Source organism: Thioclava sp. NG1, from assembly GCF_003122275.1.
Classification (GTDB): domain Bacteria; phylum Pseudomonadota; class Alphaproteobacteria; order Rhodobacterales; family Rhodobacteraceae; genus Thioclava; species Thioclava nitratireducens.
In genome coordinates this window covers 310,899-335,360 of sequence record NZ_QFBB01000002.1, presented here as the reverse complement: position 1 = coordinate 335,360, position 24,462 = coordinate 310,899, and the positions used below count along the sequence as shown (strand labels likewise).

25 protein-coding genes and 1 tRNA gene are annotated in these 24,462 nt (G+C 66.4%); 13 read left to right on the top strand and 13 right to left on the bottom strand.

All coding sequences use genetic code 11. From position 1 onward, the window contains the following. Positions 1-8: 8 nt before the first annotated feature. From DEM26_RS04700 to DEM26_RS04680, 5 genes are all read right to left on the bottom strand, one after another. On the bottom strand, positions 9-1,316 hold the full coding sequence (locus DEM26_RS04700; protein WP_109171817.1) for an MATE family efflux transporter: 1,308 nt from the start codon (positions 1,314-1,316) through the stop codon (positions 9-11). Continuing rightward, entirely contained in the window at positions 1,309-1,833 is a 525-nt protein-coding gene (locus DEM26_RS04695) for a PaaI family thioesterase (protein ID WP_075776152.1), read from the bottom strand. The genes DEM26_RS04700 and DEM26_RS04695 overlap by 8 nt, the downstream gene beginning before the upstream one ends. Then, a complete protein-coding gene (locus DEM26_RS04690) occupies positions 1,830-2,288 on the bottom strand; it encodes a PaaI family thioesterase (protein ID WP_109171816.1) in 459 nt (152 codons plus the stop codon). Before DEM26_RS04690 ends, DEM26_RS04695 begins: the two co-directional genes overlap by 4 nt. A gap of 65 nt (positions 2,289-2,353) precedes the next feature. Continuing rightward, positions 2,354-2,629, bottom strand: coding sequence for a peptidase (locus tag DEM26_RS04685; protein ID WP_075776154.1), 276 nt, complete (start codon positions 2,627-2,629; stop codon positions 2,354-2,356). A 104-nt stretch (positions 2,630-2,733) separates the two neighbouring features. Next, on the bottom strand, positions 2,734-3,183 hold the full coding sequence (locus tag DEM26_RS04680) for a nucleoside deaminase (RefSeq protein ID WP_088727013.1): 450 nt from the start codon (positions 3,181-3,183) through the stop codon (positions 2,734-2,736). Between the two features lie 123 nt (positions 3,184-3,306). Between DEM26_RS04680 and DEM26_RS04675 the strand changes: the two genes are divergently transcribed. From DEM26_RS04675 to DEM26_RS04650, 6 genes are all read left to right on the top strand, one after another. Then, on the top strand, positions 3,307-4,911 hold the full coding sequence (locus DEM26_RS04675; protein ID WP_109171815.1) for a pseudouridine synthase: 1,605 nt from the start codon (positions 3,307-3,309) through the stop codon (positions 4,909-4,911). A gap of 253 nt (positions 4,912-5,164) precedes the next feature. Continuing rightward, the gene (locus DEM26_RS04670; RefSeq protein ID WP_109171814.1) at positions 5,165-6,076 is read left to right on the top strand and encodes a 5-bromo-4-chloroindolyl phosphate hydrolysis family protein; all 912 of its coding nucleotides are present in this window, start codon (positions 5,165-5,167) and stop codon (positions 6,074-6,076) included. A 61-nt stretch (positions 6,077-6,137) separates the two neighbouring features. Then, positions 6,138-7,316 carry a toxic anion resistance protein gene (locus DEM26_RS04665; RefSeq protein ID WP_088719071.1) on the top strand — a complete coding sequence of 393 codons (1,179 nt, stop codon included), beginning with the start codon at positions 6,138-6,140 and terminating at the stop codon, positions 7,314-7,316. After that, entirely contained in the window at positions 7,316-8,281 is a 966-nt protein-coding gene (locus DEM26_RS04660; RefSeq protein WP_088719404.1) for a DUF2927 domain-containing protein, read from the top strand. Before DEM26_RS04665 ends, DEM26_RS04660 begins: the two co-directional genes overlap by 1 nt. Positions 8,282-8,303: 22 nt before the next feature. Continuing rightward, entirely contained in the window at positions 8,304-9,431 is a 1,128-nt protein-coding gene (locus tag DEM26_RS04655; RefSeq protein WP_075776160.1) for an SPFH domain-containing protein, read from the top strand. Between the two features lie 4 nt (positions 9,432-9,435). Then, positions 9,436-10,569: a zinc ribbon domain-containing protein gene (locus tag DEM26_RS04650; protein ID WP_233243023.1), complete on the top strand. Its 1,134-nt coding sequence runs from the start codon at positions 9,436-9,438 to the stop codon at positions 10,567-10,569. A 4-nt stretch (positions 10,570-10,573) separates the two neighbouring features. Here DEM26_RS04650 and DEM26_RS20315 read toward each other — a convergent pair whose 3' ends face one another. Next, positions 10,574-10,750 carry a hypothetical protein gene (locus tag DEM26_RS20315; RefSeq protein ID WP_158275078.1) on the bottom strand — a complete coding sequence of 59 codons (177 nt, stop codon included), beginning with the start codon at positions 10,748-10,750 and terminating at the stop codon, positions 10,574-10,576. Positions 10,751-10,818: 68 nt separating this feature from the next. Between DEM26_RS20315 and DEM26_RS04645 the strand changes: the two genes are divergently transcribed. The 7 genes from DEM26_RS04645 to DEM26_RS04615 all read left to right on the top strand — a co-directional run bounded on the left by DEM26_RS04645 (position 10,819) and on the right by DEM26_RS04615 (position 15,500). Further along, positions 10,819-11,271 carry a thioredoxin domain-containing protein gene (locus tag DEM26_RS04645; protein WP_109171813.1) on the top strand — a complete coding sequence of 151 codons (453 nt, stop codon included), beginning with the start codon at positions 10,819-10,821 and terminating at the stop codon, positions 11,269-11,271. Between the two features lie 86 nt (positions 11,272-11,357). Further along, positions 11,358-11,433 (top strand) — tRNA-Ala (locus DEM26_RS04640). Positions 11,434-11,717: 284 nt separating this feature from the next. Beyond that, on the top strand, positions 11,718-12,221 hold the full coding sequence (locus tag DEM26_RS04635) for a YbjN domain-containing protein (RefSeq protein WP_075776162.1): 504 nt from the start codon (positions 11,718-11,720) through the stop codon (positions 12,219-12,221). A 26-nt stretch (positions 12,222-12,247) separates the two neighbouring features. Next, a complete protein-coding gene (proC, locus tag DEM26_RS04630) occupies positions 12,248-13,060 on the top strand; it encodes a pyrroline-5-carboxylate reductase (protein ID WP_109171812.1) in 813 nt (270 codons plus the stop codon). After that, the gene (locus DEM26_RS04625) at positions 13,057-13,392 is read left to right on the top strand and encodes a tRNA-binding protein (RefSeq protein WP_075776164.1); all 336 of its coding nucleotides are present in this window, start codon (positions 13,057-13,059) and stop codon (positions 13,390-13,392) included. Before proC ends, DEM26_RS04625 begins: the two co-directional genes overlap by 4 nt. Further along, on the top strand, positions 13,392-14,339 hold the full coding sequence (locus DEM26_RS04620; RefSeq protein ID WP_109171811.1) for a 2-hydroxyacid dehydrogenase: 948 nt from the start codon (positions 13,392-13,394) through the stop codon (positions 14,337-14,339). Before DEM26_RS04625 ends, DEM26_RS04620 begins: the two co-directional genes overlap by 1 nt. Positions 14,340-14,381: 42 nt before the next feature. Further along, positions 14,382-15,500, top strand: coding sequence for a beta-ketoacyl-ACP synthase III (locus DEM26_RS04615; RefSeq protein WP_109171810.1), 1,119 nt, complete (start codon positions 14,382-14,384; stop codon positions 15,498-15,500). A 3-nt stretch (positions 15,501-15,503) separates the two neighbouring features. On the opposite strand, the gene DEM26_RS04610 is transcribed toward DEM26_RS04615, so the two are convergent. The 7 genes from DEM26_RS04610 to DEM26_RS04580 form a co-directional block, all read right to left on the bottom strand. Then, positions 15,504-16,085, bottom strand: a complete 582-nt coding sequence (locus tag DEM26_RS04610; RefSeq protein ID WP_075776167.1) for a thymidine kinase — start codon at positions 16,083-16,085, stop codon at positions 15,504-15,506. Between the two features lie 51 nt (positions 16,086-16,136). Then, a complete protein-coding gene (dtd, locus tag DEM26_RS04605; protein WP_109171809.1) occupies positions 16,137-16,586 on the bottom strand; it encodes a D-aminoacyl-tRNA deacylase in 450 nt (149 codons plus the stop codon). Beyond that, complete coding sequence (locus DEM26_RS04600) at positions 16,583-17,506, bottom strand: carbohydrate kinase family protein (RefSeq protein ID WP_088721930.1); 924 nt, start codon at positions 17,504-17,506, stop codon at positions 16,583-16,585. Before DEM26_RS04600 ends, dtd begins: the two co-directional genes overlap by 4 nt. An 83-nt stretch (positions 17,507-17,589) precedes the next feature. Then, complete coding sequence (locus DEM26_RS04595) at positions 17,590-19,719, bottom strand: hypothetical protein (protein ID WP_109171808.1); 2,130 nt, start codon at positions 19,717-19,719, stop codon at positions 17,590-17,592. Beyond that, positions 19,716-22,457 carry a DUF4159 domain-containing protein gene (locus tag DEM26_RS04590; RefSeq protein ID WP_109171807.1) on the bottom strand — a complete coding sequence of 914 codons (2,742 nt, stop codon included), beginning with the start codon at positions 22,455-22,457 and terminating at the stop codon, positions 19,716-19,718. The genes DEM26_RS04595 and DEM26_RS04590 overlap by 4 nt, the downstream gene beginning before the upstream one ends. After that, the gene (locus DEM26_RS04585) at positions 22,457-23,377 is read right to left on the bottom strand and encodes a DUF58 domain-containing protein (protein WP_233243022.1); all 921 of its coding nucleotides are present in this window, start codon (positions 23,375-23,377) and stop codon (positions 22,457-22,459) included. Before DEM26_RS04585 ends, DEM26_RS04590 begins: the two co-directional genes overlap by 1 nt. Continuing rightward, the gene (locus DEM26_RS04580; protein WP_078519704.1) at positions 23,374-24,390 is read right to left on the bottom strand and encodes an AAA family ATPase; all 1,017 of its coding nucleotides are present in this window, start codon (positions 24,388-24,390) and stop codon (positions 23,374-23,376) included. Before DEM26_RS04580 ends, DEM26_RS04585 begins: the two co-directional genes overlap by 4 nt. Positions 24,391-24,462: the final 72 nt, after the last annotated feature.

Below are 24,462 nucleotides of genomic sequence, written 5' to 3'. Positions count from 1 at the left end.
CCGCGCCTCTACCCGGATGAAGCTTTCGACTCGGCCCGGGGATAGAGCCGCGCCATCGTCAGGCCGCGCGTGGCGTTGAGGATCATCAGCCCGGCCCAGAGCCCGTGATTGCCGAAAAGCGGGATAAGCACGAAAAGCGCCACCGTGTAGATCGCGACCGAGACGACCATCGCGTTGCGCATCTCGCGCGTCAGGGTCGCCCCGATGAAAATGCCGTCGAGCATCCAGGCCGGTCCCCCGATCAGCGGCGCGGCAGCGATCCAGAACAGGTAATCGCGCGCCTCGACGCGGACATTCGGCGCAGTGGTCATCAGGTCGATGATCGCAGGGCCTGCGAGCAGGAAGACCGCGCCCAGCACGAGCGCGCCACCGATCCCCCATTGCGAGGACACGATACTCGCCCGGCGCAGCCGTGCCGCGGAATGCGCGCCCACGGCCTGGCCCACGAGGCTCTCGGCGGAGAAGGCGAACCCGTCCAGCGCGAAGGCCGTGATCTGCAGGAATTGCAGCAGCACCTGATTGGCCGCGAGGGTCACATCGCCCTGCCCCGCGCCGAGGAACAGGAAGGAGGTGAAGCTCGCCTGCAGCAGGATCGAGCGGAGCATGATGTCGGTATTCACCCGCGCCATAGTCGCCAGTTTCACGCGGTCGAAGATCGCGCGCGCGCGCCACAGCCCTCCCGCAAAGGCAGCGCGACACAGCCAAAGCGCCAGCAGCACACCGCCGATTTCGGAGATGAGCGTGGCGCCGGCTACGCCTTGCACGCCCCAACCGAAGCCGAGAACGAACAGAAGATCCAGCCCGACGTTCAACGCGTTCATCGCCACCTGTAGCAAGAGGACCCCGCGCGTGCGCTCCAGCGCAATCAACCAGCCGGTGAAGGCGTAAAGCGAGATCGTCAGCGGGGCGCCCCAGATGCGGATCTGCAGGTAGTCGCGGGCAAGACCCTCGACCTCGTCGCTCGCCGGGGCCAGTTGGAACGCTGCCCAGAACAGCGGCAATTGCAGCACGATCAGGCTCAGCCCGGCGATCCCCGCAATGATCAGCGCGCGCATCAGCCCGGCGGACACCTCGCTCGTGTCGCCCGTCCCATGCGCTTGGCTCACCAGCCCCGTTGTGCCCATCCGGAGGAAGCCGAAGATCCAGTAGAGCGAGGACAGGATCACCGCTCCGATCCCCACCGCCCCGATCGGCGCGGGCAGGCCGATCTGGCCGACGACGGCCGTGTCGACCGCGCCGAGGATAGGGATCGTGGCGTTCGAGAGGACGATGGGCAGCGCGATCTTCAGGACCCGCGCATGGGTAATCTCAGCCATTGGCGGAGGTATCGTCCCGCGCGGGCATCAGGAAGTGTCCGGTCGCCTGCGCGAAGATCCGGGTCCGGTTGTCTTGCCACGCCTCGACATGGACGCTGGCGTAACGCCGCCCCGAGCGGTTGACCCGCGCCCGCGCATAGGCGTCGCGCGGCAGGCCGGAGCGCAGGTAATCCACCGTGAAGTCGATCGTCTTGGGCAGCCGCGGCAGGCTCTCGGGCGTCAGCGCGTCGAAATCGATCCGCCCCGCCTCGATATCGTCCCAGAGGTAGGACCAGCTGAGCTCGATGATCGCGGTGACCTCCAGAAAGGCCGCCGTCACCCCGCCATGGATCGCGGGCAGCATCGGGTTACCGATCAGCTTGTCATCATAGGACAGAACACCAGTCAGCTCGTCGCCGCGCCGGTCGAAACCGATGCCGAGGAATTGCGCGTAAGGAATGCCCTCGACGAGCATCTTGAGCGCGCCGTCACGGCGCTGCTTGACCTGCTGGACGGGTTCGGGCTTGGGACGGCTCATGCCTGGCCCTCCGATTTGGGTTTGTCGGGCCGCGAGACGGTGAAGGCACCGGTGGCAGTCGCCACGGGGCGCTCCGCGTCCTCGTCATGGGTGGTCGCACGCACGAAGGCCACCGAGCGGGTGACGTGATAGCATTCGGCCCGCGCGGTGATCCGCTGGCCGGGCGTCGCGGGGCGCATGTAATCGATGCGCAGGTCGAGCGTCGCGGTAGAGGCGCCCGCCTGCGGGTGGCTCATTACGGCGGCGCCCGCGCAGGTATCCATCAGCGCCGAGACCGCGCCGCCATGGATCACGCCGGTGCGCGGATCGCCCACGAAGCGCGTGTCATAGGGCATCGATAGGGTCGCGCAGCCGGGGCGGATCTCGTCCATCTCCATTCCCAGCGCGCGGGAATGCGGGATCGCCTCAATGAACTGGCGCGCCTGTTCGAGTATCTTGTTGTTCTCGTCGCTCATGAAATCATCCCCGAATGTCTTGCGCGACTATCCCCGCTGGCCGACGGGGTTACAAGACCCGCGCCTCAGCCCTGCCCCTGCGACATCAGGAAATAGCGCGCGATCCCGTAGAGGTAGAAACCGGTGAACATGATGTTGAGATATTTCAGCTGGCGCTCTGTATGCAGCCAGGCGTGATAGGCCCAGATCAGGCAGAATGGCAGGCTGAGAAACAGGTTGAGCGGGTACCAGTTCTGCACGATGGCAATGGTGGAGGCGATGCCGAGGGCGAGCGCGACCCATTTCATCTCTTGCTGATAGGCCGCAAGGCCACCTTCGCGCAGACGCAATGCCGAACGCATTCCCGCTCCTTCTGGTCGTCTTCGATATAGGGGATCGCGGCCCCTCGGGCCTGCGATACGCTTGATATGCCACATGAAAGTAGACGCGTCCAGACGGGCGAGGCTCAGCGGCGCGCTGCGAAGAAATCCTTCAGGAGCGCCTCGGCCTCCGCCGCCCCGATGCCGTCGTAGATTTCCGGCACGTGGTGGCTCTGCGGATGCGCGAAGATGCGCGGCCCCTGCGCGACGCCGCCCGATTTCGGATCGGCCGCGCCATAATAGAGCCGCGCGATCCGGGCCTGAGAGATCGCCGAGGCGCACATCGGACAGGGCTCGAGCGTGACATAGAGGTCGTAACCGGGCAGCCGCTCCGAGCCGATCTGCGCACAGGCGTCGCGCATCGCGAGAATCTCGGCATGGGCCGTCGGATCGCCCAGCTCGCGCGTGCGGTTGCCCGCAGAGGCCACCACCCTACCGTCAGGGGAGACGACGACCGCGCCGACGGGCACTTCGCCGCGCTTGGCCGCCTCGCGCGCCTCTGCCAGCGCCTGTTGCATGAAAGAGCGGAATTCCATGGCTCTTCATCGCCTGCAAACCCGCGCTTATCAAGACGCTTCCCACGCGCCTCGGAAAGGTGTAGATCGCGGTCTTTCGCGCCCGAGCGCCTCGCGCGCCCCCTCCCCTAGAAGGAACCGGACATGACCGACACTCCCGAAAATTCCGCCCCGAAATCCGCCGATAAGTCCGGTGCGAAAGAACGCGTCGCCAAGGTGATCGCGCGCTCCGGCGTGGCCTCGCGCCGCGACGCCGAGAAGATGATCCTCGCCGGCAAGGTCGCGGTGAACGGCAAGCAGATCGACTCGCCCGCACTCGACGTGGCGGCCTCGGACAAGATCACCATCGACGGCAAGGCGATCGACGCACCGCAGGAGACGCGGCTGTGGCTCTATTACAAGCCGCTGGGTCTGGTCACGACCGAGAAGGACGAACAGGGCCGCCGTACGATTTTCGACGAAATGCCCGAAGGCATGCCGCGCGTGCTGAACGTGGGCCGTCTCGACCTCAACTCCGAAGGCCTGCTGCTCTTGACCAATGACGGCGGCCTCAAGCGCCGTCTGGAACTGCCCGAGACCGGCTGGCTGCGCAAATACCGCGTTCGCGTGAATGGCCGCCCGACCGAGCAGAGCTTCGAGCCGCTGCGCCAAGGCATCACCATCGACGGCGAAGAATTCCTGCCGATGGAGGTCTCGCTCGACCGTCAGCAGGGCGCGAATGCGTGGCTGACCGTGGGCATCCGTGAAGGCCGCAACCGCGAAATCCGTCGCGCCATGACCGAGATCGGCTTCCAGGTGAACCGCCTGATCCGGATCAGCTATGGTCCGTTCCGTCTGATGGACATGAAGGCAGGCGACGTCATGGAAGTGAAGCGCAAGATGCTGCGCGACCAGCTGGGCGGCCTGCTCGACGACAAGCCGGTGGGCGGCGAAGCGAAGCCCGAGCGCAAGGAGCGTGGGGATCGCCCGGAGCGCGGCGAGCGCAAGGACCGGGGCGACAAGCCGCGCTTCAAGCGGGATCGCGATGACGGCGGCCGCGATGACAAGCCGCGCTTCCGCAAGGATCGTGACGAAGGCGGCCGTGAGGATCGTCCGCGCAAGCCGCGCACGGGCGGCTTCAAATCGCATCGTGACGAGGGCGACCGCGGTGATCGGAGCGAGCGCGGCGATCGTGGGCCGCGCTTCTCGAAGGACCGGGGCGACCGCCCGGATCGCGGGCCGCGTGGCGACAAGCCGCGCTTCAACCGGGACCGCGACGAGGGCGGGCGCGAGGATCGCCCGTTCCGCGACGGGCCACGCAAGCCGCGGGCCGGTGGCTTCAAGTCGCATCGCGATGAAGGCGAGCGCGGCGATCGGGGGCCGCGTTTCTCGAAGGATCGTGGAGACCGTCCGGATCGTGGGCCGCGTGGCGACAAGCCCAGCTTCAACCGCGACCGCGATGACCGCTCCGGCGGGAAGTTCGGCGGCAAGCCCAGTGGGAAGTTCGGCGACAAGGCGCGCTTCAGCCGGGACCGCGACGAAGCGGGCCGCGACGACCGTGGCGGCGACAAGCCCCGCTCGGGCGGGTTCAAATCGCATGGTGGCAAACCGGGCGGGAAACCGCGTTCGGGCGGCTTCAAATCCCACGGCGACGCGCGCGGCGACCGGCCCGCACGTTCCGGCGGCTTCAAATCGCATGGCGGCAAGCCGGGCGGAAAACCCGGCGGCAAGCCCTTCGGCGGCAAGCCGCGTGGTGGCAACCGCGACTGACCGGCGAAAACACGCTTTGAGTGAGGGGAAAACCGCCGTGGTTTTCCCCTCACTTTTTTCCTCGGCGGGTTTACGCGAATTTCACACCGTCTCTCTGGCATAGACCCGCCAGCCTGCTTATAAAATATTATCAGGACGCCGGAATTCGCGTCCGATGGCAGGGGCTGGCGATGTCGCGCGAAGCGCAAAAAAGAATCGCTTTCTGGCTGATGATCGCGCTGACGCTGTCGGTCGCGTTCACCGGGAGCGTGTGATGGCTCAACGCTATGGCGGAAAATACTCGCCCCAAGGTCCGGCCAGCGGGCCCGACCTGCACGATCCCCGCAGCATACCTCCCCATCGCCGTCCCGATGCTCGCCACCCCCAGGAAGGCCGTCCGTTCTGGATCGTGGCCGCCGCCCTGCCCTTTCTGCTGAGCGCTTTCGGCGGCGGGCCCCTCACCTTGGCCCGCGCGCTCGCGGCTTTCGCGCTGATCGCGGGCGCCGCCTGGACGATCCGCGAGGGGCTGCGGGCGGAATTCGCCTATGTCGCCCGCGCCTCAGCCAAGCGGCCCGCCTTTCCTCGGAAGATTCTGGGCTCGGTCGCCTATGGGCTGGGCCTCGCCATCGGCGCACAAGCGCCCGGCCTCGGTGTGATCGGAGCCGCCGGGATCGGCGCGATCGGCACCGTTGTCTCGCTCGTGGCCTTCGGTCTCGATCCGCTGAAGGACAAGGGGATGGACGGCGTCGACGAATTTCAGCAAGAGCGCGTCGCCCGCGTGGTCAAGGAGGGCGAGGCCTATCTGGAAGAGATGCGCAAGGCGATCACCCCCTCGGGCGAGCGTGTCCTGATCGGCCGGGTCGAGCAATTCGCCACCACTGCCCGCGATCTGTTCCGCGCGGTCGAGGAAGACCCCGGCGATCTGGCGCAGGCGCGGCGCTACATGACGGTCTATCTGCAGGGCGCGCGCGACGCGACGATCAAGTTCGCCGACCTGTGGCGCAACACCCGCGATCAGACCGCACGCGACGATTACGCGGCGCTGCTGGATGATCTGGAGGCGAATTTCACCGCGCGCACCAGGAAGATGCTGGAGGACGGCCGCGAAGGGCTGGAAATCGAGATCGACGTTCTGCGCGACCGGCTGGCGCGCGAAGGGGTCGTGCCGACGACCCGAAAGACATGACGAGGCGTGACGTGACACGTGACCCCGGGACCTGTCCCGACAGGCGCAAGGAGGCCCTGAGATGACCGAGACGACCCGCCAGAAGGCGACCGAGCTGATGACCGAAGTGGAAGGTGTCAGCGGCTCCCTGCTGCCCGAGCCGGGCCCGGCAGAGGCGGTGACCCCGCTCGATCAGGCTCCGCCGGAAACCGCCGAGGAAATCCGCAAGCGCATGGCCGAGCTGGACATGAGCGACACGAATTCGATCGTCCGCTTCGGTTCGCGCGCGCAGACCGATCTGCAATCGATCAGCCAGGAAATGCTCTCGGGCGTCAAGAACAAGGATGTCGGCCCCGCCGGGGACAGCCTGCGCCAGATCGTCACCACGATCCGCGGCTTCTCGGTGTCGGAACTCGATGTACGCCGCAAGCGCAGCTGGTGGGAGAAACTGCTGGGCCGCGCCGCTCCGTTTGGCAATTTTGTCGCCCGCTTCGAGGAGGTGCAGGGCCAGATCGACCGCGTCACCGACGAGTTGCTGAGCCACGAGCATAACCTGCTCAAGGACATCAAATCGCTCGATATGCTCTACGACAAGACGCTGCATTTCTACGACGAGCTCGCCCTCTACATTGCAGCGGGCGTTGAAAAGCTGGCCCAGCTCGACACGCAGGAAATCCCTGCAAAAGAAACAGAGATGGAAGCCGCTTCCGAAGATCAGAAAGTACTCAAGGCACAGGAAGTCCGCGATCTGCGCGCCGCGCGCGACGATCTGGAACGCCGGGTGCATGATCTGAAACTGACGCGTCAGGTGACGATGCAGTCGCTGCCTTCGATCCGGCTGGTCCAGGAAAACGACAAGAGCCTTGTGACCAAGATCAACTCGACGCTGGTGAACACGGTGCCTCTCTGGGAGACTCAGCTGGCGCAGGCGGTCACGATCCAGCGCTCGCGCGAGGCGGCGGGCGCCGTGCGCGAAGCGAATGACCTCACCAACGACCTGCTGACCGCCAACGCCAAGAACCTGCGCGAAGCCAATGCCGAGATCCGCACCGAAATGGAACGCGGCGTTTTCGACATCGAGGCGGTGAAAGCGGCCAATGCCGATCTGGTCGCCACGATCGAAGACAGCCTGCGCATCGCCGACGAAGGCAAGCGCAAGCGGGCCGATGCCGAGAAGGAACTGATCGAGATGGAAGACAAGCTGCGCAACACCCTGTCCGCGGCGAAATCCTCCGCACAGGCCGGCGGAGCTGCGGGATGATGCGGATGCGTGCGGCTTTCCCGGTTCTTGCAGGGCTGGCGGCGCTGGCCCTTTCGGCCTGCACGCCGGGCTTGGGCGGCTCGCCGCTCGCACCGGACAAGACCGCGCGCCCGCCCAGCGCGCCAGCCGATCTCGACCGCTCCAAGGTCACGGAGCAGAGCGCGCTGTCGCGAGAGATGTCTGCCTATTTCGCCAAGACCGCCGCCGAGATGGAAAGCCGCGGCCAGCTGCGCACCGATGTCGCGCCGCGCGATGCACCGTTCAACCAGCGCCAACTGGTGCAGAACTTTATCCATATCGCGCTCTACGACGAATACGCGGCGCAGGGCGGCGGGTTCGTCGCCCGCCAGACCCCCTCTCGGCTGCGGCGCTGGGAGAAACCGGTGCGGATGGACGTCGATTTCGGCGCCTCGATTCCCAAGACCGACCGCGCCTCGGATGTCGCCGAAGTGCGCGCCTATGCGGGCAAGCTCGCGAGCGCCTCGCGCCATCCGGTCAGCGTTGTAAAGCATGGCGGCAATTTCCACGTGCTGTTCCTCAACGAAGACGAGCGTCGCGCGATCGGCCCGCGCCTGCGACAACTCGTGCCGGGGATCGATGAAAGTTCCGTCGAGGCGATCACGAACCTGCCGCTGTCCACCTACTGTGTCGTCTTCGCCTTCTCGCAGGGCGACAGCCCGATCTATACCGACGCGGTCGCGGTGATCCGCGGCGAGCACCCGCCGGAACTGCGCACCAGCTGTATCCACGAGGAGCTGGCTCAGGGGCTCGGCCTCGCGAATGACTATCCGCGCGCGCGGCCCTCGATCTTCAACGATGACGAGGAATTCTCGCTGCTGACCAAGCATGACGAGCTGCTGCTGCAGATGCTTTACGATCCGCGCCTGAAGCCCGGCATGACCGAGCGCGAGGCCCGCCCGATCGTCACCACCATCGCCGCCGAATTGCTGGGCGGCGCAAGCTGAGAACCAAGAAGGAACCGCATCCATGGGCATTCTCGATTTCCTCTCGGGCGAATTCATCGACGTCATCGGCTGGACCGACGACACCCGCGACACGATGGTCTGGCGGTTCGAACGTGAGGGCCATGCGATCAAATATGGCGCCAAGCTGACCGTCCGCGAAGGGCAGGCCGCCGTCTTCGTCCATGAGGGGCAGCTGGCCGATATCTTCGGTCCGGGCCTCTACATGCTGGAGACGAACAACCTGCCGATTCTGACGACGCTTCAGCATTGGGATCACGGGTTCAAATCGCCCTTCCAGTCCGAAATCTATTTCGTCAACACAACGCGGTTCAATGACCTCAAATGGGGCACGAAGAACCCGGTCATGGCGCGCGATCCCGAATTCGGCCCGGTGCGCATCCGCGCCTTCGGCACCTATTCGATGCGCGTCACCGATCCGGGCAAGTTCCTGACCGAGATCGTCGGCACCGATGGCGAGTTCACCTCGGACGAGATCAGCTACCAGCTGCGCAACGTGATCGTGCAGGAGTTTTCGCGCGCCATCGCCAGCTCGGGCATCCCGGTCCTCGACATGGCGGCGAACACCGCGGACATGGGTAAGGTGATCACCAAGGCGATCGCACCCACCATTGCGAATTACGGGCTGGAGCTGCCGGAATTCTACATCGAGAACGTCTCACTTCCCGAAGCGGTGGAGGCGGTTCTCGACAAGCGCACCTCGATGGGCATCGTGGGCGATCTGAACCGCTACATGCAATATAATGCCGCGGAGGCCATGGGGCAGCCGGGCTCGGGCGCCTCCGCCGGGATGGGCGCGGCGATGGGGGCCGGAATGGGCGCGGGCATGGGCATGGCGATGGGTCAGCAGATGGGGCCGTGGGGGCAGATGGGCCAACAACCCGCCGCCGCCGCACCCCCGCCCCCTCCCCCGCCGCCGGTCGAGAAGGTCTGGCATCTCGCGGTCAACGGCCAGACGCAGGGGCCCTTCGGGCGCGGCCATCTGGGACGCATGGTCTCGGAAGGCTCGCTCACCCGTGACAGTCTCGTCTGGACGCCGGGTCAGAACGGCTGGATGCGCGCCGAGGACGTGACCGAACTGGCGCAGCTCTTCACCATCGCACCGCCCCCGCCCCCGCCTGCTGCGAGCTGATCCGATGCTGGGTTTCCCGAAAGTGGGGCGGAGCGCAGCTGCCGCCCCTGCCGACCCACGCGGCGAGAGCCACTATCACTGCGAAAGCTGCGGCGCCGATCTGCGGTTTGCGCCGGGCCAGACGCGGCTCGTCTGCGATCACTGCGGCCATGTGCAGGACATTCCCTCCGCCACCGGGCGCGGTGAGGCCCGTTTGCGCGAATTGCCGCTCGACGATGCGCTGACCCGCGAATTGCCCGCGCAGGAGATGGAGGAGCACCGCACCGTCTCCTGCCCCAATTGCGGCGCCTCGATCGAGCTGCAGAATGGCGAGCACGCGACCGAATGCCCGTTCTGCGCGACGCCGGTGGTGGTCGATACCGGCACGACGCGGCTGATCAAGCCGCAAGGCGTGCTCCCCTTCCAACTGACCGAGGAACAGGCGCGCGCGGCGCTCTCGAAATGGCTCGGCTCGCTGTGGTTCGCGCCCAACGGGCTGTCGCAATATGCCCGCAAAGGCCGGCGCATGACCGGCATCTACGCGCCCTTCTGGACCTTCGATGCCGCCACCCGCACGCGCTATTCCGGGCAGCGCGGCGATGCTTACTACGTCACGCGCACGGTGCAGACCGACAAGGGCCCCCGCACCGAGCAGGTCCGCCGCATCCGCTGGACCCCGGTCTCGGGTCAGGTCGCGCGCGATTTCGACGATGTGGTGATCTACGCCGCGCGCTCGCTGCCGCCCGAGTACGTGCAGGCGCTGCGCCCTTGGGATTTGACGGCACTCGAACCCTACCGGCGCGATTACCTCGCGGGCTTCACCGCCGAGGGCTACACCGTGCAACTGCAAGAGGGCCATCATGCCGCGCAGGCAGAGATGATCCGCGTCATCCAGACCGACATCCGTCGCGATATCGGCGGCGACGAGCAGCGGATCGGCGCGATGGACCCGCAGTTCTCGGCCGAAACCTTCAAGCATATCCTGCTACCGATCTGGACCGCCGCGTACAAGTTCCGCGGCCGCTCCTACCGCTTCGTCGTCAACGCCCAGACGGGCCGCGTGCGCGGGGATCGCCCGTGGTCGGCATGGAAGATCGCACTGGCAGTGATTGCTGCACTAATCGTGGCGGGCGTGTTCTTCTACCTGAAGGGCCGCTGAGAGATCAGCCTTTTGCCAAGTCTTCCATCCCGAAGGCGACGCCCTGCGGCGCGAGCCATTCGGCGAAGCGCGCAATCTTCTCGTCAATCGAGCAGGTATTGGTCTGCCGCGCCATTTCGATGTCATAGGCGGCGCGAAGATCCATCTGGCGTTCGGGGCTCAGCTCTTTCCAGCGCGTCATGTCGTCTCCTTGCAAAGCCGAAGTGGGTTCCCGATATATCTTTCAACCCAATGTAAAGGAGGGGTGACATGACCCAATCCTCTCAAAGCTATCGTGTGACCTGCCTCGATTGCGGACAGGCCAACCGCGTTCCCGCCGGCAAGCTGGGCGCGAACCCGAAATGCGGCACCTGCGGCGGATGGCTCGTTTCGCACAAGGTGACGGAAGTAGATTTCAAGACGCTCGCCAAGGCCGAGAAGGACGACCTGCCGCTGCTGGTCGATTTCTGGGCGCCGTGGTGCGGCCCGTGCAAGGCAATGGCGCCGCAGTTCAACATGGCCGCAGAGAAGCTGACACCCCATGTGCGGCTCGCGAAGATCAACACGCAGGTGAACCCTACCGCGACTCAACGCTACCGGATTCAGGGCATTCCCGCCTTCATCCTGTTCGCGAAAGGCCGCGAGGTCGCCCGTGCCGCAGGGGCGCGCCCGGCAGGCGATCTGGTCAATTTCGTGAAGTCGAAAATCTCGGTGCCCGCATAAAGCGGATCGGCAGAAATTTTAGCGTGCGGCGCGGGCGGGCCGCTTGACAACGCCCGCGCCTTGCGCGAAATACCACGCCACGGTACGGGGCCTTAGCTCAGCTGGGAGAGCGCGTCGTTCGCAATGACGAGGTCAGGGGTTCGATCCCCCTAGGCTCCACCAAACCGCCTCTAAAAGCGCCCGACCTTCGGGCGCTTTTTGTGTTTTAAAGCGATCTCAAACACTTAGCGGAAGAGAGCCAGCCAATGGCCCCGCTTTGTGGATGAACTATCCCCAGATTTCGTGGCACCCGCCCGGCTTATCCACCACAAATTGCTTTACAGAACGCAAACCTGCCTACACGATATGTTGTAGGGAAAGGCGGCTGCTACCGCCGTTCCTTGTAAAGCCGACAAGCCCTAGGGGAGCTGCACTCCGGGCATCTAAAAAGGCAGGGGGATACGAGCATGGCACTGAGCGAAGACTATCTGTACGCCGAGGAACTCCACCCGATCGACATCGTCGAGACGCTGGCCGAAGCCCATGAATGGGAATTCGACCGGGTTACCGATGACCAGATCGCAATGGCGGTCGAGGGTCAGTGGCGGACTTACTCGATCACCCTCGCCTGGTCGCCGATGGATGAAACCCTGCGGCTGATCTCCACTTTCGAGATGGATCCGCCCGCGACCCGTGAGGGCGCGCTCTACGAGCTTCTCAACCGCATCAACGACCGGGTCTGGACCGGCGCCTTCACCTTCTGGCCCGATCAGCGGCTGATGGTCTGGCGGCACGGGCTGGTGCTATCGGGCGGGCAGATGCCCGGGCCGGAGCAGATCGACCGGCTGATCGGCGCGGCTGTCGTGTCCTCCGAGCGGTTCTACCCCGCTTTCCAGCTGGCGACCTGGGGCGAGCGCACTCCCGAAGACGCGATGCAGGTGGCCATTGCGGAGGCCTACGGGCGCGCCTAATCTCCCCCCGAACCAAAGGGGGAAGCATGAGCTTTGATAACATTTCCGACCGCGGCCTCGTCATTCTGGGCTGCGGACGCATGGGCGGCGCGATCCTTCAGGGGCTGTTGAAGGGCGGTCTGCCCGCAGCTTCGGTCTGGGTGGTCGATCCGAATCCATCCGACTGGCTGAAAGAGTCCGGCGTGAATCTCAACGCCGAACTGCCCGACAACCCGGCTGTCGTCCTCGTCGCGGTGAAGCCGCAGATGATGGCCGACACGCTGCCGCAGCTGTCCGCCATGGCCGAAGGCGATACTCTGTTCGTCACCGTCGCCGCGGGGATCACCATCGAGGGCTACGAGAAGATGCTGGGCAAGCAGGCGCGTCTGGTGCGCGCCATGCCCAACACGCCCGCCGCGATCGGCCGTGGCGTGACCGCGATCGTCGGCAATCCGAACGCGACGAGCGACGATCTCGACACGGCGGATGCGCTGATGACCGGCGTGGGTCAGGTGGTGCGGCTCGACAACGAGGGCCAGATGGATGCGGTAATCGGCGTCTCCGGCTCGGGCCCGGCCTATGTCTTCCACCTGATCGAGGTGATGGCGGCAGCGGGCGAGGCCGAGGGGCTCGATCCCGACCTGGCGCTGCGGCTCGCCAAGGCGACCGTGGGCGGCGCGGGGCAACTGGCCGAGGATAGCGACGAGAGCCCGTCGAAGCTGCGCGAGAACGTCACCTCGCCCGGCGGCACCACGGCAGCGGCGCTCGAGGTTCTGATGGACCCCGAGACCGGCATGCCGCCCCTGATGCGCAAAGCGGTCGCCGCGAATATCGCGCGCAACCGGGAGCTGGGGGAATGACCATCTCCTTCGACGACTTCATGAAGGTCGACATCCGGTGCGGCCGGATCACGCAGGCCGAGCCCTTCCCCGAGGCGCGCAAGCCCGCGATCAAGCTCTGGGTCGATTACGGCCCGGAGATCGGCGTGAAGAAAAGCTCCGCCCAGATCACGGTGCATTACGCGCCTGAGGAGCTGGTCGGCAAGCTGGTCTTCGGCGTGGTCAACTTTCCGCCGCGCCAGATCGGGCCGTTCATGTCCGAGGCACTGGTGCTCGGCGTGCCGGACGAGGCGGGCGAGGTCGTGCTGCTGACGCCCGACAAGGACGTCCCGATCGGCGGGAGGATGTATTGATGAAGCTCCTCGTGACCCGCAAGCTGACCGACGAAGTCGAGGCCCGCGTGGCGCGCGAATTCGACGTGACCTTCCGCAACGGGGCCGCGCCGATGACCGAGGAGGAAACCCGCGCGGCTCTGGCCGAGTATGACGCGCTTCTCGTCACGCTTGGCGACAAGGTGACGGCGGCGGCCTTCGAGGGCAGCCCGCGCGCGAAGATCGTGGCCAACTTCGGGGTCGGCTATAACCATATCGACGTGGCCGCCGCCGAGGCGAAGGGCATCACGGTGACCAACACGCCGGGCGCGGTGACGGACGCCACCGCCGATATCGCGATGATGCTGATCCTGATGAGCGCACGGCGCGCCTCGGCGGGCGAGCGGTTCGTGCGGCGCGGCGAGTGGACCGGCTGGACGCCGACGCAATTCCTAGGCCAGCACGTCTCGGGCAAGAAAGTCGGAATCATCGGTCTGGGCCGCATCGGCACGGCAATTGCGAAGCGCTGCCATTTCGGCTTCGGCATGGAGGTGGCTTACACCAAGCGCACCCCCGTCGATCCGGGCTTCCCCGCGACGCATGTGAGCCAGGACGAGTTGCTCACCAGTTCCGATTTCGTGGTAATCGCGGTGCCGGCGAGCCCCGCCACGCATCACCTGATCGGCGCCGCCGAGATCGCGAAGATGCAGCCACATGCGCATCTCATCAATATCGCTCGCGGCGATATCGTCGACGAGGCGGCACTGGTGGCGGCGATGCAGGGCAATGTGATCGCGGGCGCGGGCCTTGACGTCTATGAGCGCGAGCCCGACGTCCCCGAGACCCTGCGCGAGATGGATAACGTCACGTTGCTTCCGCATCTGGGCACCGCCGCTCTTGAGGTGCGCGACGACATGGGCCACATGGCGGTCGACAATCTCATCGCCTTTCGTGACGGCAACACGCCGCCCAATCGCGTGTCGTCTTGACCTTTCACCTCCTTGGCGGGAGGCTCTGCCAAGGAGGATCCGATGCATCAAGCCGTCATTACCGGGACCGGGGTCTATACGCCGGAACACGTCATCACGAATGCCGAACTGGTCGAAGCATTCAACGCCTATGCCGATCTGTTCAACGCCGAGAACGCAGAGGCCATCGCCGCAGGCGAGATCGAGGCCAAGCCGCATAGCTCGGTCGAGTTCATCCTGAAAGCCTCCGGGATCGAGCAGCGCTACGTGATGGACAAGGAAGGCGTGCTGGACCCCACGCGCATGTATCCGCGCCTGCGCCAGCGCTCGGATGACGAACCCGGCATCATGGCCGAGATCGCGCTCGATGCCTGCCACAAGGCGCTGAAGATGGCGGGTCGCACGGGCGAAGACGTCGATCTGGTGATCTGCGCGGCCTCGAACATGGAACGCGCCTACCCCGCCATCGCGATCGAGATCCAGAAGCTTCTCGGCGCGGGCGGTTTCGCTTTCGATATGAACGTCGCCTGTTCCTCGGCCACTTTCGGCATTCAGGCCGCCGCCGACATGATCCGCACCGGCTCCGTGCGGCGCGCGCTGGTCGTGAACCCCGAAATCACCTCGGGCCATCTCGAATGGCGCGACCGGGATTGCCATTTCATCTTCGGCGATGTGGCGACCGCGACACTAATCGAACGGCGCGAGGATGCGCCACATGGCTTCCTGATCCGTTCCACCCGTTGCGCGACGGAGTTCTCGAACAACATCCGCAACAATAACGGCTTCCTGCGCCGCACCCGGCCCGATGGCGTGGCCGACCGCCGCGACATGCAGTTCATGCAGGAGGGCCGTAAGGTCTTCAAGGAAGTGCTGCCGATGGTGGCGGGCCATATCCACGACCACCTCACCGAGACTGGCGTGGCGACCGAGGACCTGCACCGCCTCTGGCTCCATCAGGCGAACAAATCGATGAACGACTTCATCGGCAAGAAGGTTCTTGGCCGCGATCCCGAGCCGGGCGAGCAGCCCAATATCCTGCAGGATTACGCCAACACGTCCTCCGCCGGCTCGATCATCGCGTTTTCGAAATATTCCGACGATTTCAAACCGGGCGAGATCGGACTGATCTGTTCTTTCGGGGCGGGCTATTCGGTGGGCTCGGTCGTGGTCGAGAAGATCTGAGGCTTAGGCCTCTCCCATCGCCTCGCGCCAATGACGGCGGCAGAGGCTGACATAGGTCTCGTTGCCACCGATCTGCACCTGATCGCCATCGCGCAGCGCCTGTCCGTCCGGGCCCATCCGCACCACCATCGTGGCCTTCTTGCCGCAATGGCAGATCGTGCGGACTTCGCGCATCTCGTCGGCGAGCGCCAGCAGCGCCGCCGAGCCGGGGAACAGCTTGCCCTGAAAATCCACGCGCAACCCGTAGCACATCACCGGCACGCGCAGGTCATCGACCGCGCGGGCGATCTGCCAGACCTGCGTCTCGGTCAGGAACTGCGCCTCGTCCACGAAGATGCAGGCGCAGGGGCCGTCCGCCAAGCGCTTCTCGATCAGCGCGAACATATCGGTCTCTTCGGTGAAACAGGCCGCCTCCGCACCGATGCCGATCCGGCTCGCGATGCGCCCGTCGCCCGCGCGATTGTCGAGCCGCGCGGTCACGAGGAACGTCTCCATCCCGCGTTCGATATAGTTGTGGGAGGCTTGCAAGAGGATCGTGCTCTTGCCCGCGTTCATCGTGGAATAATGGAAGTAGAGCTTGGCCATGGCCTGCAATAGCCCGCGATTTTCAGGGGAGCAAGACTGCCCCAGCGACGTTCACGGACGGTCGGCGCTGTCCATCCAGATCGTGACCGGCCCGTCGTTCAGAAGCGCCACTTTCATATCCGCGCCGAACGCCCCGGTCTTGACCGGCAGGCCCAGAGATTCGAGGTGCCGGGCGAAATGCCGATACAGCCGATCGCCCTCTTCGGGCGGTGCGGCGGCAGAGAAACCGGGACGGTTGCCGCGCGAGGTGTCAGCGGCCAGCGTGAACTGGCTGACCACCAGACAGGCGCCGCCAATATCTCCCACCGCGCGGTTCATCTTGCCCGCCTCGTCCTTGAAGATGCGCAGTTTCGAGACCCGCTCTGCAAGTTTCTCGGCCACTTTCTCGTCATCACCCTGCATCGCACAGCACAGGATCAGAAGGCCGGGCCCGATTTCGGAGATGCGATTGCCGTCGACGGTGACCGAGGCTTCGGAGACCCGCTGGATCAGCGCCCTCATGCCAGTTCGTCCGACCAGGGCGGGTTGGCCCCTGCCCGGCTGACGACGACCGCAGCGGCGGCCACGCCCAGCTTGAGGCAGTCGGAGATCAATTCTTCCTCGGCTCCTGCAAGCTTGCGCTTGTCGAGAGCATCGGCGCGATCCAGCGCCGCCAGAACGCCAGCGTTGAATGTGTCGCCTGCACCGACCGTATCGATTACCTCGACCTTTCGCGCGGGCACGAACACCTCGCAGTGCTTCGAGAAGCCATGCGCGCCGGTCGCGCCTTCGGTGACGAAGACCAGCTTCGGCCCCTTGGCGAGCAGCCCGCGCGCGAGATCGGCGATGGTGCCCGGCCCTTCGATCCAGCGCAGATCCTCGTCCGAGACCTTCACGATATCGGCCACGGCGAACATCCGTTCAAGCCGCGCGCGATAGGCCGTCTCGTCGCGGATGAAACCGGGACGGATATTCGGGTCGATCATCGTCACGCGGCTCTCCGCCTCGCGCAGCATCAGCGCCTCATAGGCCGCGCCGCAGGGCTCGACCGGCAGGGAGATGCCACCGAAGAACATCGCCTTCACCTCTGCCGGGATCGCAGGCATATCCTCGATCTTCAGCATGCGACCCGCGGTATTCTCGTCGTAGAAGGCGTAGCTCGCATGGCCGTCGGTGAGCGTCACGAAGGCCAGCGTCGTGGGCCGGTCCGAGCGGACCGAGAGCCCCGCATCGACGCCGCTATCAGAGAGTGAGTGGACCAGCATCTGCCCGAACAGATCCTCCGACAGCCCCGACAGGAAACCCGAGCGCGCACCCAACCGCCCCAGCGCGATCGCGGTATTGAACACCGCTCCTCCGGGATAGGGCGCAAAGGCCGGCTCGCCTTGCGCGCTCTCGCGCGGGAGCATGTCGATCAGTGCCTCACCACAGCTCAGGATCATCGGGGCCTCTCCTCCGTCTTCGCGTTCCGATACCGCTAACACCTGCTACACGTGAAGCGGTCTCCGGGCAATCCCCGCTTGGATCACGCTGCGCTCGGCCCGCCGCCACCGCCGCGCCGATTCCGCCCTTCGATCAGCCATGCCCCCACAGTCAGCAGCGCTGCGAGGAGCAGCCAGACCCAGGCGGGCATCAGCGGCTGCACGCGGATATCGGTGGTGGCCGTCGCGCCGCGCGGCGTGATGCCGATCCAGCCGCGCCCTGCCGAGGGTCGCCCCGCACGCACCTCGCGGATATCGGGCACCCCGTCTTCGAGCCGCGTCACGCCGCCATTCGACGCCTCGACCACGGCAGCGAGGGGATCGCCGCTGGCAATCGTCTGTTCGAACTCGCGCGGGCTGGCGGGGCCCATCGCCACGACCCGCTCCAGATCGCCGTCCTTGAGCCGGTAGAGCCCTGCCTCGGGCGCGGTCCAGCGCGCGGTGAAGCGACCCGGCGCGGTCTCGGTCAGCGGCACTTCCTGCGTCGAGCCATCGGGCAGCGTCACGGTCACCGGCGGCGCGGTATCTTCCATCGTGCGACGGATGATCCGCATCGAAAGCGCGCCGGGATCGATCTCGGCATAGAGTGCCTCCTCTTCCAGCTCAGGCTCTTTCATCTCCCAATGCGCGATGCGGCGCAGCAATTCGAGCTGTGGCCCACCGCCGTCATAGCCGCGATCCCAGAGCCACGCCTGATCGGACGCCAAAAGCGCCACCCGCCCCTCGCCTTCGCGCGATAGCACCAGCAGCGGCTTGCCCTCGGCCCCGGACATGACGACCTCGCCGGTGGGGTTCGTCAGTTCGATCTGGCGCAGCCAGTGCCCCCAATGCGGGCCGTCTTTCTCGGCGGCCGTATCCTCGCCCTCGGGCGCAGGTGCCCCTTCCAGCCCGGCGGTCACCGGATGACGCAGGCCCAGATCGGTCGGGCGCGGCAGAAAGCTTTCCGACATGACGCGGCCGGTGGGGCGCGCGGGCATGATGTCGCCAAGGCTCGTCTGATAGAGGCTTTCGACGGTCGCGAATTCCGGACCGGCGGCCACGAGGATCGCGCCGCCGCGCTCGACGTAATCCTTGATGTTGTCGAAATAGGCCGACGGCAGGATACCCCGTGCGCCGTAGCGGTCGAAGATGATCAGATCGAACTGGTCGATCTTGTCGACGAACAGCTCCTGCGTCGGGAAGGCGATCAGTGACAGCTCCGTCACCGGCACGCCGTCCTGTTTCTCCGGCGGACGCAGGATGGTGAAATGCACGAGATCGACGCCCGCATCCGACTTAAGAAGGTTGCGCCACGTCCGCTCGCCCGCATGGGGCTGACCCGAGACCAGAAGCACCCGCAGCCGGTCGCGCACGCCGTTGATCTGCACGGTCGCGACATTGTTGCGGTCGGTCAGCTCTCCATCCAGCGGCGTCAGCGTGAACTGCACCACGTTCTGCCCGCCATGGGTCAGCGTCAGCGGCAGTTCCAGATCGCGATCGGTGCGCACCTTGTAGCTTTTCGGGTCCTTGCCATCGATCGAGATCGTCAGATCGGCCACGCCGCCCGCGCTTTCGGGAACGGCGCCCATATCCTCGACCTTGAGACGGATATCGGTTTCCTCACCGATAATGCCAAAGGAAGGCGCGGTCTCGATCAGGATACGACGATCCCAGTCGCTGCGCTTGCCGGTCAGCAGCACCTGCAGCGGCGCGGGCAGATCGGGGGCAAGCTGCGCGTCATGGGCCTGCCCGTCGGTGACCATCAGCGCCCCCGCGACCCGGGCGCGCGGCTCGGCGGCCAGCGCCTCGGCGAGGCTCGCGCCCAGCTCGGTGCCGGCATTGTCGGCCCCGTCCGGAACGGTGATCCGGCGCGTCTCCACATTAGGCATCGCATCGAGCTGCGCTTGCAGACGTGCCACGGCGCGGTCGGTCTGTTGCCCGCGATCCGAGAGCTTCTGCGAGGAGGACCGGTCGTCGACCAGCAAAACGATATTCGACAGTGGCGTGGTCTGTTCGCGCTGCAAGGAGGGCTGCGCGATCGCGGCCAGCAGCACCAGCGCGGCCAAGGCCCGCAGCGCCCAGCCCTTAAGCCCGCGCCAGAGCGCCAGCGCCAGCAGAACGGCCGCCACAGCGGCCGCGCCCGCGATCACAGGCCATGGCAGAAGCGGCGCGAAGATTACCGACAGCCCGTTCATTGCCCCAGCCTTTCGAGAAGCGCAGGCACATGGACCTGATCGGATTTATAGTTGCCGGTCAGCACATGCATGATCAGGTTCACCCCGAAGCGATCCGCGATTTCGCGCTGACGCTCGCCGGTGCGGCCGCGCCCCACCGGGAACATCGGCATCCCGCGATCGTCGACGGCCCAGGCCGAGGCCCAGTCGTTGCCGCCGATCACCACCGGCGTCACCCCGTCATTGAGGTTGCGAAACGGCATCCCCTCGGCGCGTTCGGCATCGGCTGGCGGAGCCTCCACCCAGATCGTGCCATCATAGCGACCGGGGAAATCCTGCAGAAGGTAGAAGGTGCGGGTCAGTACGTGATCATCCGGTATCGGCGCGAGCGGCGGAATGTCCAAGGGCGCGGCCAGCGCCTGCAAACGCTTGCCTGCAGGCGTCGCCTCGCCGAAGCCCGCGATATCGGCGTCGCGCGTGTCGAACAGGATCATCCCGCCGCCGCGCAGGTAGCGGTTCAGCTTGGCATATTCCATCGGGCTCGGTGCAGGCTGATCTGCCGAGATCGGCCAGTAGATGAAAGTAAAGACGGCCAGATCGTCGTTCTTCAGATCGACCATCATCGGCGCGGAAGGCTCGACCGTGGTACGCCGGTTGAGAACCTGCGACAGGCCCTTGAGCCCGGCCATCGAAACCCGGTCGACTTCGGCATCGCCGGTGGGCATCGCGGCCAGAACCACGTTGGACGCAGCCTCGATCGCGCGCGCCGGATCCATATCCTCGGCATGGGCTTGCGGCGGCGCGAAGCTTGCGAGGATCACGGCGGCCCCGAAAGCGGCGGCCTTCATCGCACGCGGCCCCCAGAGCTTGCCCGAGAGCGCCAGCGTCGCGAGGATGTCCAGCAGAAGCGCCGCAAGCGCAGCCCCCAGAAGCCAGCCTTTCAAGGGCATTTCGCGTTGTTCGAAAGCCCCTTCGACGGGGACATTCGCAGGCCAGCTCGCGGGAGAAAGCGTCGCGCCGCGCGGCAGGGCGTTCAGCGCGACCGAGCGATCCTCGGCGGTGTAGATGCCCGGGCGCAGCTTCGGCCCGGGCTCGGCCTTGGCCAGCTCCTCGCCCGGCACACCTGCGGCAGCGCCTGCATCCTGCAGCCGCCCGAACCCGTCGAGCAGCTTCTGCGGCACCCAGGTCTGGCCCGCGAGATCAGCCTCTTCCGGCGCGGCGGGCCGGGCAGAGACCGCGAGCCGTTCCAGCATCTGCGGGAACAGCAGCGACAGCGGCAGGGTCGACCATTCGGCATTCGCGGTGACGTGAAACAGCACCACCGCCCCCTGCCCCATCTTGGCGCGGGTGACGAGCGGCGTGCCGTCGGTCAGCGCGGCGATCGTGTGTTCGCTCAGGTCCGGCGCGGGCTCGGCCATGACCTGTGCCTTCACCGTCACGTCGTCGGGCACCGTCAGCCCCGTGAAGGGCGAGTTTTCCGGGAAGGGCGCCAGCGCGCGCGGATCGCCCCAGCTCATCGTGCCGCCCAGCGAGCGGCCTCCGGCACGCAGCTGCACCGGCAGCAGCGTGTCGGCGTCGAGATTGGCATTGGCCATGCGCGGCCCTGCGAAGCGGATCAGCAGCCCGCCCTTCTCGACCCATTCCTGCAGTTTAGCCTGTTCGGGCAGATCGGCCATATCGGCGAGGATGATCACGTCCGGATCGGCGGTCAGCACATCGGCAAGCGTGCCCTCGATCAGGTCCGCCGTCGGGGCGAGCGCCTGATGCAGGTAATGCGTGGGCGAGAGCAGCTCCAGCCCCTCGCGGTCGCGCGCACCCGAGAGGATCGCGACCTTGCGGCGTTTGACCGCGTCATCGGTCAGGCTCACCGCACCGGCCGAGCGCATGCCCGTGACCTCGATCCGGGTAATACGGTTGCGTAGCTCGGGCGGCAGATCGAAACGCAGCTCTGTTTCGCGGCTGTCGGTGAACTGAAGCGGCTGGCTCGCCAGCTCGCGCTCGACACCCGCCGGATCGCGCCCTACAGCGGCGACATCGCGCGGGCTGGGCGGAATACTGGAGGCAAGCGCGGGCACGACGAGTGCGCCATCCTCGATCCGGGCCGCGCCCAGCGCCAGAACCGGCAGTTGCGGCTGCCAGACCTTGACCGGACCGCGCGCCTCCAGCGCGCTCAGAACACCGGCCCGGCTGTCGCGGGCCAACCCGTCAGACAGCCAGAGCGTCTCGAAATTCCCGTCCGGCAGGTTTGCGGCGTCGAAGTTCTGCGGCGCCCAAGGCTGCGGCTGGATGCCGGGGAGCGACTGGATCAGCGCGCCCGCATCCGTGAAACTCACCTGCGCGGGCGGTGGATCGGCCAGCGAAATTACAGCTGCCGGACGGCCCGCCTGCTGCGCATCCTTCAGCGCCGCCGTCATCCGCTCCACCCGGCGCGACCAATCGCGGGCAGAGGCCCAGCTACCGTCGACCACGATCAGGAGCGGCCCGGTTCCGGGCACGACCCGCTGTGGGTTCAGGACCGGCCCGGCAAAACCGATGATCGCGGCGGCCAGCGCCAGAAGACGGAGCGCCAGCAGCCACCACGGCGTGCGCGCGGCCTGCACTTCCTCGTCCTTGAGGCCCAAAAGCAGTGCGACGCCCGGGAAGCGCCTGCGGATCGGCGCGGGCGGTACCGCGCGCAGGATCAGCCAGATGATCGGCAACGCAGCCAGCCCCAGCAGAAGCCAGGGCGCGGTGAAGCCGATGGGGCCGAGCATCCACATCAGCGCCCCCTTTCGAGCGCGGAATAGAGCCAGAGCAGCGCCACCTGCGCCGGATCGCCCGTGTGATGGGTCGAGAACTGCCAGCCCGCGCTGCGCGCAAGCGTGGCGAGCTGATCGCGCCGTGCGGCCAGCCGGTCGAGATAACGCGCACGCAAATCGCCAGCCTTGCGCGTCTCATGGACCAGCGCGCCGGTCATCGACTGGAAGATCGTGCGCCCATCATAGGGAAAGGCTTCCTCGTCCGGATCGAGCACCTGCATCATCACGCCCGACACGCCTCGATCCGCCAGACGCCCCAGCGCCGCCTCGATCGGGCCGAGGTCACCGAAGAAATCCGACAGCAGCACCACGCGCGATTGCGGCGTGACGCCCGCGATTTCGGGCGCGCCGTAATCCTGCACGCCCGCCTCGCGCGACAGAAGGCCCGCAAGCTCCATTAGCTGCGCGCGTCCGGGCCGTGGTGGTGCGAGAGGGCCGGTCAGCCCCACGCGCTCACCGCCGCGCACCATCAGCACCGCGAGCGCGAGGCCCAACACCCGCGCGCGCTCGGATTTGGTGACGCGGGCGTTGCGACCGCTCTCGGCCCCGGTGAAGCGCATCGAGGCCGCATCATCGACCCACAGATGCACCGATTGCGCCAGTTGCCATTCGCGCTGGCGCACATATTGGCTATCAGAGCGCGCCGAGCGCCGCCAATCGACGAAGCGCAGCTCGTCGCCCGCATGGGCGGGGCGGTATTGCCAGAATTCCTCGCCCGATCCCGCGCGCCTGCGCCCATGTGACCCCATCTGAACGGTCGCCGCCAACTGCTCCGCCGCGACCAGCAGCGGAGGCAGCGCAGAGGCTGCCCCTTCCGCCTCGCGGCGCAGGCTCAGCGCGGGGGCGGGCCCCGACGCTGCGGTATCGGAGGTCACGCTCAAGCGGCGGCCCCGGCGGCGCGCGGCCCGGTGACCTCTGCCACGGCGCGGTCGATCAGGTCGCCCAACGTCTCGCCCCGGGCGCGGGCCGCGAAGCTCAGCGCCATGCGGTGGATCAGCACCGGGCGGGCCATTGCCTGTACGTCGTCCAGCGTCGGCGCCAGTCGGCCATTGATCAGCGCACGCGCCCGAACGGTCAGCATCAGCGCCTGCGCGGCCCGCGGCCCCGGTCCCCAGGCCAGCGCATCGCGGATGAAGTCGGGCGCCTCAGCCTCGCGCGGACGGCAGAGCCGCACCAGATCGAGGATCGCATCGACAACCTTCTCGCCCACGGGCATCTGCCGCACGATCCCCTGCGCCTCGATTAGTTCGGCCGGGGTGAAGACGGTATGCGCGCCCTCCGCCGCGACACCGGTGGTCGCCAGCAGGATCGAGCGCTCTGTCTCGCGATCCGGGTAATCGACGTCGATCTGAACGAGGAAACGGTCGAGCTGGGCCTCGGGCAGTGGATAGGTGCCCTCCTGCTCGATCGGGTTCTGCGTGGCGAGAACGTGGAAGGGCGGGCCAAGCGGGCGATGCTCGCCGGCGATGGTGACCTCGCGTTCCTGCATCGCCTGAAGAAGCGCAGACTGGGTCCGGGGCGAGGCGCGGTTGATCTCGTCCGCCATCAGCAGCTGGCAGAAGACCGGGCCTTCGAGGAAGCGGAACGCGCGGCTGCCGTCGGGCGCCGTTTCCAGAACTTCGGAGCCCAGAATATCGGCGGGCATCAGGTCCGGCGTGAACTGGATGCGGTTCGATCCCAGCCCCATCACGGTCGACAGCGTCTCGACCAGAAGCGTCTTGCCCAAGCCCGGCAAGCCGACCAGAAGCGCGTGCCCCCCGGACAGCATCGCCGCCAGAACCAGCTCCACCACCTGATCCTGCCCGATGAATCGCCGGTCGATCGAGGCGCGCGCCTGTGCGAGCTTGCCGCCAAGTCGTTCGATATCTTCCATCAGCTTTTCGGGCTCGGCCATGACATTCTCCCCGTTGATGCCTATCTTGCCAGCAAAGCAGATAACCACGCTCCGACCAACGGCCAAATTTGC